Below are 14779 nucleotides of genomic sequence, written 5' to 3'. Positions count from 1 at the left end.
AATCAGGCTAAAGCGATTCATTCCCTCCGAGGTGACAAATTAAGGGTAATTGTTTCAATAAAGTGAAATCACGTCAATAATAACTGCCAATAACAACAATTGCTCCACAAATGCTATAAAAACGGCAGGACAAAAGGTGCAAAAAATGTAATCTTCAACTAATTTTTAAAATTTAAAATTTATTTTTTTATTAAATTTCAATATATTAAATATAAATTCCTTAGTGATTGTGGTGTATTTTTCTCTTCAAATTTGGCCACCTATGATCCATGTCAATTTTTGTCCTATACTGAGTTGGTAGAATTAATGCGTAAATTAATTCCACGAAAGAGTTAGTATGAAAGCCGACAACCCTTTTGATTTGTTATTACCTCCGGCGGCGGCAAAAGTGGCTGAGGAAGCGGGCGTCTATAAAGCGACGAAACGCCCCAGCACCACCTTTTTCCTAGCGATAACCGCGGGCGTTTTAATCTCCATCGCGTTCGTGTTCTATATCACCGCTACTACCGGTACCGCTGCCGTACCTTACGGCTTCGCCAAACTTATCGGCGGTTTTTGTTTCTCTCTGGGGTTAATGCTGGTCATCATCACCGGCGTGGATCTGTTTACCTCGTCGGTACTGATTGTCGTGGCCCGAGCGAGCGGCCGTATCAATTGGGCACAGCTGGTGCGTAATTGGATCAATGTTTATGTCGGCAACCTGATAGGGGCACTGTTATTTGTGGCCCTTATCTGGTTTGCGGGTCAGCATATGGTCGCCAACGGCGCCTGGGGACTGAACATGTTGCAGACTGCCGACCATAAAATGCATCACACCTTTGTCGAGGCGGTCTGCCTCGGTATTTTGGCAAACTTGATGATTTGCCTGGCGGTCTGGACCAGTTATTCCGGTCGCAGCATGTTCGATAAAATGTTCGCCATGATTATGCCGGTCACGATGTTTGTCGCCAGCGGGTTTGAGCATAGTATTGCCAACATGTTCATGATCCCGATGGTGATCGTTATCAAGAATTTCGCCTCGCCAGCGTTCTGGCAGGCCATCGGGATGACGCCGGAGCAATTCGCCAACCTGACGGTCGCCAATTTCATCACCGACAATCTGATTCCGGTTACGATCGGCAACATTATCGGCGGTGGTTTACTGGTAGGGTTAACGTATTGGGTAATTTATCTGCGCGGTGACAACCAGCATTAAGTTGTGCCGCCGAAGCCGGATTGTCGAAATCCACATTAGAAGGTAGGTGTATAATGACCGATCTGAATAGCAAACTGTCCACGGCCTGGGAAGGTTTTAACGCAGGAGACTGGCAGAAAGAAGTCAACGTGCGTGACTTCATCCGAATAAACTACACTCCCTATGAAGGCGACGAAGCTTTCCTGGCCGGCGCCACCGCCGCCACCGCGTCGCTGTGGGACAAAGTTATGGAAGGAATCAAAATCGAGAACCGCACCCATGCGCCGGTCGATTTTGATACCGATATTGCTGCCACCATTACCTCCCACGACGCCGGCTATATCAATAAATCGCTGGAAAAAGTCGTCGGCCTGCAGACGGATGCACCGTTAAAACGCGCCATCATCCCTTTTGGTGGCATCAAAATGGTAGAAAGCTCCTGCAAAGCGTACGATCGCGAGCTGGATCCGGGTCTGAAAAAAATCTTCACCGACTACCGTAAGACCCATAACCAGGGCGTGTTCGATGTCTATACCCCCGACATTCTGCGCTGTCGTAAAGCGGGCGTACTGACCGGTCTGCCGGACGCCTACGGCCGCGGACGCATCATCGGCGACTACCGCCGTGTTGCTCTGTACGGCATCGATTACCTGATGAAAGATAAATTCGCCCAGTTCCAGTCTCTGCAAACCAAATTGGAAAACGGCGAAGAGCTGGAACAGACCATCCGTCTGCGCGAAGAAATCGCCGATCAGCACCGTGCTCTAGGCCAAATTAAAGAAATGGCCGCCAAATACGGCTGCGATATTTCCGGGCCGGCCACGACCGCGCAGGAAGCCGTGCAGTGGACCTACTTCGGCTATCTGGCCGCCGTCAAATCACAAAACGGCGCCGCGATGTCCTTCGGCCGCGTATCTACCTTCCTTGACGTGTACATCGAACGCGACCTGAAAGCCGGTAAGCTTTCGGAAGAACAGGCGCAAGAGCTTATCGACCATCTGGTCATGAAGTTGCGTATGGTGCGCTTCCTGCGTACACCGGAATATGATGAACTGTTCTCCGGCGACCCGATTTGGGCAACCGAATCCCTCGGCGGCATGGGCATCGACGGCCGTACGCTGGTGACCAAAAACAGTTTCCGTTTCCTGAACACCCTGTATACCATGGGGCCATCGCCGGAACCGAATATGACCATCCTGTGGTCGGAAAAACTGCCGATCAATTTCAAGAAATTTACCGCAAAAGTATCCATCGACACCTCATCTGTGCAGTATGAAAACGATGACCTGATGCGTCCGGACTTCAATAACGACGATTATGCCATTGCCTGCTGCGTCAGCCCGATGGTCGTCGGCAAGCAAATGCAGTTCTTCGGCGCCCGAGCCAACCTGGCAAAAACCATGCTGTACGCCATCAATGGTGGCGTGGACGAAAAACTGAAAATGCAGGTCGGTCCGAAATGGGAACCGCTGGCGGAGGACGTGCTGGATTATGATCGCGTGCTGGAACGTACCGACCATTTCATGGACTGGCTGGCAAAACAGTATGTCACCGCGCTGAACATCATCCATTACATGCATGATAAATACAGCTACGAAGCCTCGCTGATGGCGCTACACGACCGCGACGTTTATCGCACCATGGCCTGCGGCATCGCCGGTTTGTCCATCGCCGCCGACTCGCTGTCCGCCATCAAATATGCCAAAGTCAAACCTATCCGTGACGAAGACGGCCTGGCTATCAACTTTGACATTGAAGGCGAATACCCGCAGTTTGGTAACAACGATCCCCGCGTCGACGATATCGCCCGCGACCTGGTTGAACGCTTCATGAAGAAAATTCAGAAGCTGACCACCTATCGCGGCGCCGTACCGACCCAGTCGATTCTCACCATCACCTCTAACGTGGTGTATGGTAAGAAAACTGGTAATACGCCGGATGGTCGTCGCGCCGGTGCGCCATTCGGACCGGGTGCCAACCCGATGCATGGCCGTGACCAGAAAGGCGCCGTTGCCTCGCTGACCTCGGTGGCGAAACTGCCGTTCGCCTATGCGAAGGACGGGATTTCCTATACCTTCTCTATCATTCCGAAGGCGCTGGGTAAAGATGACGACGTACGTAAAGCCAATTTGGCGGGTCTGATGGACGGTTATTTCCATCATGAAGCCGGCGTTGAAGGCGGTCAGCACCTGAACGTTAACGTCATGAACCGTGAAATGCTGGTGAAGGCGATGGAGCATCCGGAAGATTACCCGAACCTTACCATTCGTGTGTCCGGGTATGCGGTCCGCTTCAACTCGCTGACCAAAGAGCAGCAGAAAGACGTGATTACCCGTACCTTCACTGAATCAATGTAGTTTCCCACACCGTCTTAAAGGGCGTAAAATAAAGGCCCCACTTTAGTGTGGCCTTTTTACTCAGCGCGGCGCACCCAATGGAACAGCGCGTTTTGTCTGACGGCTATACTTACCGTAAGCAGTCTTTCAAACTTATTATTCTATTATCAATGGAGAACACCCTGCCATGTCTGTTACTGGTCGTATCCATTCCTTTGAATCCTGCGGAACCGTAGATGGCCCAGGCATTCGGTTTATCATTTTTTTCCAGGGTTGCCTGATGCGCTGTTTGTATTGCCATAATCGCGATACCTGGGATACCCACGGCGGACGGGAAATTACCGTTGAGGAGATCATGCGTGAGGTGATCTCCTACCGCCACTTTATGAACGCGTCCGGCGGCGGCGTCACCGCGTCCGGCGGCGAGGCGATTTTGCAGGCAGAGTTTGTACGAGACTGGTTCCGCGCCTGCCATGCCGAAGGCATCAACACCTGCGTGGATACCAACGGCTTTGTTCGCCGCTATGATCCGGTGATTGACGAATTGCTGGAGGTCACCGATTTGGTCATGCTGGATATCAAAGAGATGAACGATGATATCCATCAGAATCTGGTCGGGGTTTCCAATCATCGTACACTGGATTTCGCACGTTACCTGGCCAAGATTAATAAGCGGACCTGGTTGCGCTATGTGGTGGTGCCGGGTTGGTCGGATGACGATAAATCCGTGCACATGCTGGGCGAGTTTACCCAGCATATGAGCAATATCGAGAAAATCGAGCTGCTGCCTTATCATGAGCTGGGTAAGCACAAATGGATCGCCATGGGCGAGGAGTACCGCCTTGAGGGCGTTAAACCGCCCACCACCGCGAGCATGGATCACATCCGTGACATTTTGGCCGGCTACGGTCATAAGGTTATGTACTGACCAGGCGGGCTCTTCCGCGTCTCCTGCGCTCGGGTTCCGCTGCCGGCAGCGCAGCGACGATGTAAGCCCAGCGGCAACGTAGCGTGGCGCAATGTTATCGGCTCAGACCGTCTCTTCCCGCCCTCACGGCGGCAAAAGTATCGACTCTTCCCTTAGGCTACTTTTCTTGCAGGCGGAGAGGGACTGCGTACGGTGGCGTGCCGCGATAACGATCGCATTCTCAACTCCGGCGTGGCGTTTGCCGACAGTATTTATCTCGACATCCACGGGAAGGCTCTATGCTCCGGTGTATTACATGTTTACGTACTAATCCTACAAATTTATGAACATGATACATTAGAGAATGTTGTATCATGTTTGCTTGAACAATAAATGTGATTAGGGGTTATGAAAGCAAACCACATTAAAGCGGCCCGCTGGCGGGATATTTGGCAGCTCATTGCGCCACTTTGGCACTCCGAAGAAAAATGGCGTGCCTGGGGCCTGTTGGCCTTCATTATCATTTTGTCTTTGGCTATCGTTTATTTAAGCGTGTTGTTCAACCAATGAAACCGGGTGTTTTACGACGCGCTGCAAACCAAAAACTTTGCGGTATTTAAAAGCCAACTGTTCAAGTTCCCTGGCTGGCGCAGAATCACGACCCGCTAGAATAATTTTTTGCCCCTCATGGTTGGGAAGGGTCTGACGCAACGTATCGAGGTTGGGGCAACGTCCAACATATTGCCCGCCATCGACAGCAGATAATTTATTGAAAATGGATTGGATAAATCCGGTAGAAGAGGAAGTGGCGTCTGATGATGGCGTATTGCCGGGAGGTAGTGGCGCAGGTGAAGGTGACGCGGCCAACTTCTCAGCCGCCGCGCCCTCTTTCGAGTTTAGCAATAAGGGTAACAAAGGCAATGTAACGACGCTTAGGATTAAAAAAGATCGTCGTTTAGCTGACGAAGATTTTCGGAAAAAAATTTCATAAACCCTCTTAACTCAAAGCGCAATAATTCTATTCGCAAACGCCCTGACACAGCATGGGTGCTCAGTAGGCGCTTTTACCCATAAATCCTTTGAATACGGTGAAGAAAATAATCTTCAGGTCCATCAAAATACTCCACTCGCGGATGTATTCTAAATCGAAGTCAACACGACGCTGCATCTTTTCAATTGAATCCGTCTCGCCTCGCCAGCCGTTGACCTGAGCCCAACCGGTAATGCCGGGCTTCACTTTGTGACGAAGCATGTAACCCTTGATCAAACTCCGGTATTGCTCATTATGGGCGACGGCATGGGGTCTGGGGCCCACAATAGACATATCCCCTTTTAGCACATTGATGAATTGCGGCAGCTCATCAAGCGACGTGCGGCGCAAAAAGCCGCCAATAGGCGTTAAGCGGGAATCGCCACGCTTGGCCTGAACAATAGTATCACCGTCATCCATTACGTTCATTGAACGGAATTTCCAGACCAGAATCGGTTTACAATCAATACCGTAACGTTTTTGTCTGAAAATAATCGGGCCAGGTGAGGTGAATTTCACCATACACGAAATGACTAAAAGCACTGGCGTGATGAACAGCAGTATCATCAGCGATAAAACGATATCTTCGATCCGCTTAAGCACCATATTTATGCCATTTAAAGGCATATCTGCTATCGATAAAACCGGCAGTCCGTTGATATCCTCTGAACGCGAGCGCAGAATGCTAAAGGTAAAAATATCCGGTATAAGCATAATTGAACAGGTGGTATCGCACAGTTCGTCGACCAGATCTTTAATCTTGGCTTCTTCTGTCATCGGCATAGCAATGTAAACACGCTCAAGTTTGCCGCTTTTGGCATCTTCTATGACTTGCCGATACTCGCTGATGTAGTTCAGCCTTTCGTCAATTTCCACCGGATTATCACTGTAGATGCCCACAATGTTAAAACCAAGCCAGGGCACATCCAGCAGGCTGGTTGCCAGTTCAACCCCTACCGGCGAATTACCGACAATCGCCACGTTGCGGGTATTGTAACCGCGATGGCGTACCATGCCGATAATATGACGAATCAGCAACCTGCAGAAAACCAATCCAATGCATGCCAACAAATACCATTCTGCATAGAGCATAAAGGTGATATTAACGACCTCCACAAAGGAGATAATCCCAGCCGTAATAATCAAACTTAGCGTCCAGTTCTGCAAGATAAGCAGCAGTTCGGTTCTGATTTTCACTCCGCGCCAGAAATGGTAGAAATCAGTGATACCCCCTATCATTTGAAAAACAACTAACGCCACCAACACGACAAAGAAATGCATATTGGTCATCGGGATGTTGTTGACCTGACAAATCGCAAAGAGCGCGAAAAACATGATGAAGATGTCAGAAAAACGTCTGATCACCGAAATGAGTGACTCGTTTGTCGATGTTCGTTGAGAAATTATGCTGTTCATAGTTGGTACCTGATGCATTAGAATTACCAAATTCAAAAAAGGAGGAATCTTTGGGCTTTACTGTTGCTTTTTTTACTATTAATGTGTCTTCTGCAGCTCGTTATATAACTGGAACGTCTTTGAAATCATCAACTCAGAAGTAAAGCTGCTTTTGTATAGTTTGTAACCTTCACTTCCCATTTCTCTGAACTCGGCATGCTGTAATGCTAAAATTTTATCTTTAAGGTCATTGGCATCGCCATTTTTGAAAAGTCTACCCGTTTTACCGTCAATCACCACCTCGGGAAGGGAAGTAGAATCGCTCGCCACGATGGCCAGCGCATAACTCATCGCCTCTAACGTAACCATCGCGAAACCTTCCCAACGACTTGCTATCACGAGCACATCTGCTGCCAGAAAATATTTTTCCAGTTCATGCGACCGCAACCAGCCGGTGTAGGTAATATTAGGCAAGGAGATTTTTTCCTGCTGCCCATTAACGCTATCACCTACAATTGTTAAATGAATAGGATTACCCTGAAGTTGGCGCATCGCATCAATTATGATGTCATAGCCCTTCTGGAAATCGAGTCGGCCAACAAATAGCAAATTCAGGCTGGTGGGGGACGCCGCGGCATGATGAACACCGCCGCGGTCCGGAACACCATTATGTACCACCACCAGTTTCTCGGCCGACAGATTCAGGTTTACCGCACTAGTTTTTTCATAATCGCTAACGCAGATGATTTTGTCGGTCACCGTCAGGAGTAATTTTTCCACCCAAACATAGAGCTTGCGTTTAGTGACGGAGTTATCCATCAAAAAAGCAAAAGCATGCGGGCAATACACAACCTTGGGCTTTCGCACGGGTCTTAATGCGATGAGAGCCAGTCGCCCCAAAACGCCTGCAAAAGTGCTATTCAGATGAACGACATCCGGTTTTTCGCGCCAGACATGACGGCAAAAAGCGGATAAAAACCGCCAAAAGGATCCCACATCTCTGCCAGTCCGCCGAAAGGTCAGAAGATGCCCGGCATCAATTTCATCGATTTCCGACACCTGGTCTGCGGGGACCAGGCACGTGACCTGGGAAAAAGCAGGTGAGAGTATCTGTGCATGAGCGAGTTGCTTTTGTACGGTGGCAACCCCTCCCTTTATCGTTTCAGATGCGTGAAATACTTTCATTTAAATTATCCATAACCTGTTTAGGATTATTCTGTCGGCGCGCGACGAATAACACATAAAAGAACAAAGGATAGAGCGGTGAAAGATGCCGAACATAGCTTCCGTAATCAGGCTCAAACACGCTTTGTATTGTTGTGAATGCTAGTATGAAACAAAGCATGGATTTCATAAGGAGATTATTCTTATTTTTTAATTCTACTGCGATAGCTTTCCAAACACGATAAAACAACATGCTGATAAAAAATGCAATAATCAAGTAAAAAGGTGAAAAAGTTAATATTAGCGGAATGGGTATCATCATGCAGAGCCATACCACAAACACGTTCAGCCAACCGATTATCAAACCTCCACCAGGAATATAACTAACGATCATGGTATTAACTTTAAATGAGGAGGCTTCAGACCTGACATCATTAACCATATTGCGGTAGTTATCTAAATCAACACCTAATCCGGCTTTAAATGCAACAGACAAGAAAAATAAAAATAAGAAAATCATGAAGATGATAGTTAATGGTTTTTTCACCCTTGCGAAGAATATATACAGTCCCCAAAACAGGAAAAGTATCAAAACATAGTAAACACGAAAATAGTAGGCGTAGGCCAGTACCAGTAAACTCCACAGAATGAGTCCGATGACTCCCCGACTGGCCAGAAATACAAATGGAATTATCAACAGCATGACGATGAAATCTTTACTGAGCAGCGTCATATAAACATTTGCCAAGAGCATGCAATACAATAACATTCCAAAATCAAGCAACGTCATTTTATCCGCTCTAGATTTCTTGAGCATCAGAAAAAAGAAACCACTTATGATTAATGAAGAAACGACGGGAAAGATTGCGGAGTTTTTACCCACGTTAATTATCTGATAAAACGCGGCCGTGCTGGCATAGGAATCCCCTTTGGTGACGCTGCTTTTCACCATGATAAAATTGTTTATTGTGTTGGCGTCCCAAAAATAATACGGAGGAAAAATATTTTGCTTGAACTCCGCCACAACGAGAAAGAAAAGAAAAACACAAACCCATATAAAAAAAGACAAATAGGGATCTAACAGGTAACTTTGAGCCTTATTAAAGGTAATTTTAAATCTTGTAGATCTCATAGGGTTTATTCCAAAGTACGTTTAGCCTGTTCGATAAGCGCTTGAAAAGAATTTTCAGAATAATGTGCCGCGACGTAGCTTTTGGCATTATTGCCTAAAAAATTCCGCAGTTCAGCATCATTGATCAGTTCATATATAGCATTCACTGCGTCTTCAAGAGTAAGGACTTTCAGCCCATTATTGCGATCGGAAATATAATTTTCAAGCTCGCCGACTGGCTTGACAATGCAGGGTAATCCAACGCTCATGGCCTCTAATGTCGCGATACTTAACCCTTCAAAATCGCTCATTAGGATATAGGCGTCATAATGATTGGCTTCAGACTGCCAATCTCTAACGAAACCCCTGAAGGTAACAACGTCAGTTAACCCCCGCGCTTGGGTTTCGGCACGAAGCTTGGAAGCTAACTCACCCTCGCCAAAAATATCCAACGCAATCTCTAGGCCTCGCTCATGCAATGCCCTAACGATTTGAATAAGCAAGGGATAGTTTTTCTGTGCCATTAACCGGCCGACGGCCATTAGCTTAAAGGGTTCTCTTGCAACATAGTCCTGCTTTACCGGCGCCATATCGTTCACATAAAACAAAGGAACAATTAGGTTTTTTACACCCGGGGCTCTTGCCAGCAACGCTTTCTGCATCGCGATAGAATCGCACCAAAATTTGTCTGATAGGTGGTCTGTCAACTTCAGCAAATGCCAGGCACTACGGTTCTTAAATTGGGTGTTATGCTCAAAAGTAATATGCTGAAAACGATGGAAAGCTTTTATTATTCTTATCGCCAAGACAGATTGCGACAAGGAGGTGATGACCACAGAAGGCTTCACTTTCAGTATCTGCTTATGAAGCTGAAAAGCATATTGCAATAATTTTTTATTATTAACAGGGGTATCATTCAGGAAGATAACGCCCCGCTTGTTCTTTTTAAAAATGCGATCTTCTAAATCAGAGTGGCTACGGCTCAGGCAAATAATATGCAAATCCGTGTCATAAAACAGGCCATTATCCAGTAATAACTCCAATCCCATTTCTGCGCCACCGGGGTTTAAGGAGTTGATAACGTAGACAACTTTATTTCTATTTCGATACATTATTTAATACCTGACTGTTTTTTTACTAAAGCGTTTTTTTAATCGTCGTAATGCATAAAGCGCCGGTGAAGTGACTTCAATTACTCCTTTTTTTGAACCCACTCGAAACACATCAAAAATCAATTTCTTTTTACCGGATAGAGAGATTTCATCAATGAGTCTGAAGAAGAACTTCAATGCTTTGTCATCTTTATTGCAGATGGCACGGATGATGTGAACTTCCACGAAGTTCAACAAATGTTTTTTGTCGCTAAGGTAGTTTTGAACAAAATACTCACTTGCCTCTATATTCATAGATGCGCTCATTTGATCATTTCGTCCTTCATGGATGATCATATAGGTTGAGTCATCATAATAAATTCTTTCTTTAGCGTCATAGCAACGGATTCCCAAGCCCCAGTCCTGATGCTTCTTCATCTCGGGGTCAAAAACAGTTCCTTTATGGTATTTTTTATCAATGGAGACGGTTGAGGTACGGAAATCGCCGCGCTGGAGAAAAAGATAATCGCGCATGTCGCCATTTTGATAAACCGGTCTTGGACTGATGATTTTTCGATTATTCACTACGGTAGTATAGCCGCCAAAATAAACACCATACTCGTTTTCATCCATAAGAAGATTTCGGTTCAATATATACTGTGACGTAAAGCAGTCATCGGAATCGAGAAAAAAAACTTTTTCGTACTGGCTTTTTTCAAAGCCAATATTACGAGAATGCGCGGCGTTTGATTTCTCTTCTTTCTCTATGAGCATTGCGAAAGGAAATTTTTCTAAAATTATTTTAACTGCTTCAATATTTTTTGATTTGTCATCAACCAATATCGCCTCAATTTCATACCCTTCACATGAATCCTGGATGCTCTTGAGCGTTTGTTCGATATAGGAAGAACTATTATATATAGGTACAACGACTGACATATTTTTTCTTGGGGGAATCATGTCAAACCTCTAGGAAAGTGGAAACACAAGTTTTATTAGATTAATCACCTTTCAGAGCTGTCAGGTGAAACTACGCACTAAAGACTTGCTCAATTCTTGATTAGTGATGTCTTCATTAAACTCGGTTTCAATTTTATCACGCGCATGATCTAGCATCTGACGGAGAGAACCTTTATTATTGAGGATGTTTTCAATAATATTCGCCAACGCCTCACTATCATATTCAGGTGCCAACCAGCCGCTTTTTTGATGTTCGATGAGCTCCGGAATTCCGCTATGGAATGTCGAAACAACTGGCAGCCCCACGGCCATTGCTTCCATCAACGCTACCGGAATCCCTTCCATATCACCATCGGCGCCCGTTACTGAAGGCAGCATGAAGATATCGGACTCCGCAAGCAATTCTTTGACTTTGTGTTGCGGTTGGAAGCCGAGAAGAGTAACCCTATCGTTAAGGTTTAATTCATCAACGAGGGCGCGCATTTTGTCCGCCAGAGGACCATGGCCTACGATCCGATAGCGAAAATCAACGTTGCGGCTTTTCAACAGAGCGCAGGCTTTGATGGCGACATCAAGCCCCTTTTTCTCCATGAGTCGCGCCACGCTTATAATTTCCAACCGATCATGTGCCAAGGTACGCGGTTGATAGTTATAGTCATTAACATTGACACCCATGCGGAAAACTTTCACTTTATCCGCAGGACAACCCATCTTTTCGAGCTTTGTTTTCCATAAATAGCTAATGGGCATAAGCAATTCGGTTTCTTTGAATAAACGCTGATAATCTGTCTGATAGCGCTGCAAAATGTCCGTTTGGGAGATATCGATGCCGTGAAATACAGTACAAATGGCTCCCTTAAGTAAACCAAGTTCGCATAACTTCATCGCCAGGACGCCTTCAGTCCCAAAGTGGGCAATGATCACGTCCGCGGGTGATTGCGGTGGATTTTGCGCGATTACCGCCGGGAGAAGTAAGGATTTGGCATGAGCGCCAAATCGTCTATTATCCATTGCCACACGTACCTGCTTGCGCCCGAGATGGCCAATGATGCTTAACAGCCGATTCAAGGTTTTTGCCAGGGTCCCTTTTTTTTCGTTGGGCAACAGGTAATGAGTTTTATCCCGCAGGTTATAATCAAAATAATTTTTATGTTTATAATCGTTGGCACCTGACCATACAGCAACAATACTCACCTCATGACCTAAATTGATTAGCGATGTGATTTGATTGAGGACAAATGTTTCAGAAGGAATTGGAAATCGGCCAAGAAAAAAAGTAACTTTCAATGATCATCTCCCTTAATAAAATAAAAATAATCAATCACCTGCTGCAAAATTAATTTATTGCACTAATTTTTTCAGGGGAAAAGATGTTTGTTGTCGTGTATGTTACCACCGGCTGAACATAGCCCTATCACATCAGATAGGGCTATAGGGCTGATTAATTATTTATTGTCTGATTTGTATTCATAATAGCCATAGCTACTATAGACATTGCGCGCATGTTTAAACACCGAGTTCAGAATAACCCCTTTCACTTCTGTTCCATTTTGGGCAAAGCGGTTAATACTGATCTCAATTTCCTTCAGCGTATTTATTCCATAGCGAGCCACCAGCAGAGAGGTGCCAACATGATGACCAATAACCGCCGCATCCGTTACCGCCAGAATTGGTGGTGTATCGATCAGCACCATATCATAGAGCGTAGAAACTTTTGCTAGGATCTCTTCCAGTATATTTCCCATCAGTAACTCAGATGGATTCGGCGGTACCTGGCCACGGGTGATAATATCAAAATTGCTTACCCCCGAATTCTGGATACTGACCTCAAGCGTTGTTTGGTTAGACAGAAGCTCTGTAAGCCCTTTCTGGTTATTAAGCCCGAGCATTTCATGGACATAGCCCTTGCGCAGGTCACCGTCTATCAGCAGCACCCGCTGTCCGGCCTGGGCAATTAACGCCGCCAGGTTGGAACTGATAAACGTCTTACCAATGGATGGACTCGCACCTGAGATCATCAGAATGTTATTTCTGGCTTCAAGCATTGCAAAATGCAAGCTGGTACGCAGACTACGTACGGCTTCGATCGCCGGATCGCTCAAATTATTGAGCGCTAATAATGTCTCTCTGTGACGTTTTTTGCTACCACTTTTGAATTCCCGATCGACTTTTTGCTGCCATTCGGAAAGCGGTACGCTAGCGTAGACGTTGATTCCCGCTTCTTCCAGTTCAGCAGGACTTTCGACGCCACGATGCAATATGGTGCGAAGGATAATGAATATCAGTGACAACACTAATCCCACCACCACGGATCCAAGGATAATGAGCGCACTCTTGGGCGCGATTTGCTCCGGCAGCGTCACGGCGGGATCGACAATGCGCACATTACCTACGGTGCTGGCGCGGGTAATATTCAGCTCTTGCTGACGGTTAAGCAATTGCATGTAGATGGCCTGATTAGCGTCCACATCACGCGTCAAGCGCAATATTTCCTGCTGGGTTTTGGGCAATGCACTCACTTGCTTGGATAACTCAGCCTTTTCATTCTCTAGCGTTTTTCTGTTTTCCAGCAAGGTGCGGTAAGCCGGATGCTCCTTGGTGTAAAGCTTGGATATTTCCGCTTCCTTGAAAGTCAGCTGGTTTAGTTGCGCATCAATATTGAACAGGCTATCCAACACCGAACGCGCTTCCAGCGACAGATCAACGGAATCATTCTGCTGGCGGAAAGTATTCAGTTTGTTCTCTGCATCATCCAAGGTCGCTCTAACTTTTGGAATTTGCGTTTGCAAGAAATTCAAACTTTTTTCCGCTTCAGCGGATTTCCGTTCGATATTTTGCAATAAATAATTCTGGGTGATGCTGTCAAGCGTTTTACGAATCAGCTCTTTATCGGGCCCGGTGTAGGTCATCGACAAGACGCCAGTATCTTTACCTTTATCTTCCACGAGCAGGTTATTGGCAATATTATTAATAGCTCCAAGCGTAGGGTGTTTGACCACCTCGAATTCCGTGCCAGGTTCGGTTTCTATCCCGCTAATCAGCAACCCAAAATCGCCCTTGCTGGCCAATTGCCCCACCTGGCCTTCTACTAAGACTTCACCATCGTCATTTTTTAATTGATAATGTTGCTTATCCGTAATGATTAACGTCATGGGAACATTATACATATCAGACGGCAAGCGCAGTCGGGATAGTGCAATACGTCCGGCTTCTTTGCCGGTTAGCCGGGCCCAGCCTTTGCCAAGTACCGGAAAATATTTTTGCTGTAAGGTGACGTCCAAGCCTAAATCATCGACCGTTTTACCAAGCACCATGCGAGATTCTATCAGTTCGATCTCGGTCATTGAGACGGGTTTCGCCTCCAACGACAGACTATTCATGTTTTGAATAATCTGGCTGCCGGTGGTGGACTCAACCTGGACCAAAGCGTCAGCTTGATAGATTGGGGTAGCAAAAAGGGTATAAAGGATGCCCAGAATGGCGGCCAATGATGTAATGGAGAAAATTAGCCACTTATAGTCGATGATGGAGCCGAAAATTCTGCCCAGATCAACCTCATTGCTATCCTCTTTGGCTACGAACAAATTATTTTTATTCAATATTCCAATCCT

11 protein-coding genes and 1 pseudogene are annotated in these 14779 nt (G+C 46.2%); 5 read left to right on the top strand and 7 right to left on the bottom strand.

Annotation, left to right across the window (positions count from 1 at the left end; all coding sequences use genetic code 11):
- Nucleotides 1-337: 337 nt before the first annotated feature.
- From focA to SGP1_RS08445, 5 genes and pseudogenes are all read left to right on the top strand, one after another.
- Complete coding sequence (gene focA, locus SGP1_RS08460) at nucleotides 338-1195, top strand: formate transporter FocA (protein ID WP_011410850.1); 858 nt, start codon at nucleotides 338-340, stop codon at nucleotides 1193-1195.
- A 53-nt stretch (nucleotides 1196-1248) separates the two neighbouring features.
- On the top strand, nucleotides 1249-3531 hold the full coding sequence (gene pflB, locus SGP1_RS08455; protein WP_011410849.1) for a formate C-acetyltransferase: 2283 nt from the start codon (nucleotides 1249-1251) through the stop codon (nucleotides 3529-3531).
- A gap of 166 nt (nucleotides 3532-3697) precedes the next feature.
- A complete protein-coding gene (gene pflA / locus SGP1_RS08450; protein ID WP_011410848.1) occupies nucleotides 3698-4438 on the top strand; it encodes a pyruvate formate lyase 1-activating protein in 741 nt (246 codons plus the stop codon).
- A 387-nt stretch (nucleotides 4439-4825) separates the two neighbouring features.
- Nucleotides 4826-5056 (top strand): annotated as a pseudogene (locus SGP1_RS29395) (ABC transporter ATP-binding protein/permease); the annotation flags it as partial.
- A gap of 130 nt (nucleotides 5057-5186) precedes the next feature.
- Entirely contained in the window at nucleotides 5187-5408 is a 222-nt protein-coding gene (locus tag SGP1_RS08445) for a hypothetical protein (protein ID WP_041866779.1), read from the top strand.
- A gap of 60 nt (nucleotides 5409-5468) precedes the next feature.
- Here SGP1_RS08445 and wcaJ read toward each other — a convergent pair whose 3' ends face one another.
- The 7 genes from wcaJ to wzc form a co-directional block, all read right to left on the bottom strand.
- Complete coding sequence (gene wcaJ / locus SGP1_RS08440) at nucleotides 5469-6863, bottom strand: undecaprenyl-phosphate glucose phosphotransferase (RefSeq protein ID WP_011410847.1); 1395 nt, start codon at nucleotides 6861-6863, stop codon at nucleotides 5469-5471.
- Nucleotides 6864-6941: 78 nt separating this feature from the next.
- Nucleotides 6942-8027 (bottom strand): glycosyltransferase, encoded by a 1086-nt coding sequence (locus tag SGP1_RS08435; protein ID WP_011410846.1) that lies wholly within the window; start codon nucleotides 8025-8027, stop codon nucleotides 6942-6944.
- Nucleotides 8005-8958 (bottom strand): hypothetical protein, encoded by a 954-nt coding sequence (locus SGP1_RS08430; protein ID WP_148203431.1) that lies wholly within the window; start codon nucleotides 8956-8958, stop codon nucleotides 8005-8007. The genes SGP1_RS08435 and SGP1_RS08430 overlap by 23 nt, the downstream gene beginning before the upstream one ends.
- A gap of 185 nt (nucleotides 8959-9143) precedes the next feature.
- Nucleotides 9144-10229: a glycosyltransferase gene (locus SGP1_RS08425; protein ID WP_011410844.1), complete on the bottom strand. Its 1086-nt coding sequence runs from the start codon at nucleotides 10227-10229 to the stop codon at nucleotides 9144-9146.
- Between the two features lie 3 nt (nucleotides 10230-10232).
- Entirely contained in the window at nucleotides 10233-11147 is a 915-nt protein-coding gene (locus SGP1_RS08420; protein WP_041866777.1) for a glycosyltransferase family A protein, read from the bottom strand.
- An 81-nt stretch (nucleotides 11148-11228) separates the two neighbouring features.
- Nucleotides 11229-12455 carry a glycosyltransferase gene (locus SGP1_RS08415; protein WP_011410842.1) on the bottom strand — a complete coding sequence of 409 codons (1227 nt, stop codon included), beginning with the start codon at nucleotides 12453-12455 and terminating at the stop codon, nucleotides 11229-11231.
- A 158-nt stretch (nucleotides 12456-12613) separates the two neighbouring features.
- A complete protein-coding gene (gene wzc / locus SGP1_RS08410; RefSeq protein WP_011410841.1) occupies nucleotides 12614-14767 on the bottom strand; it encodes a tyrosine-protein kinase Wzc in 2154 nt (717 codons plus the stop codon).
- Nucleotides 14768-14779: the final 12 nt, after the last annotated feature.

The sequence above is a fragment of the Sodalis glossinidius str. 'morsitans' genome (assembly GCF_000010085.1).
In the GTDB taxonomy this organism is placed as follows: domain Bacteria; phylum Pseudomonadota; class Gammaproteobacteria; order Enterobacterales; family Enterobacteriaceae; genus Sodalis; species Sodalis glossinidius.
Note: the sequence above shows the minus strand (reverse complement) of the source record. Positions and strands in the feature narration are given on the sequence as shown.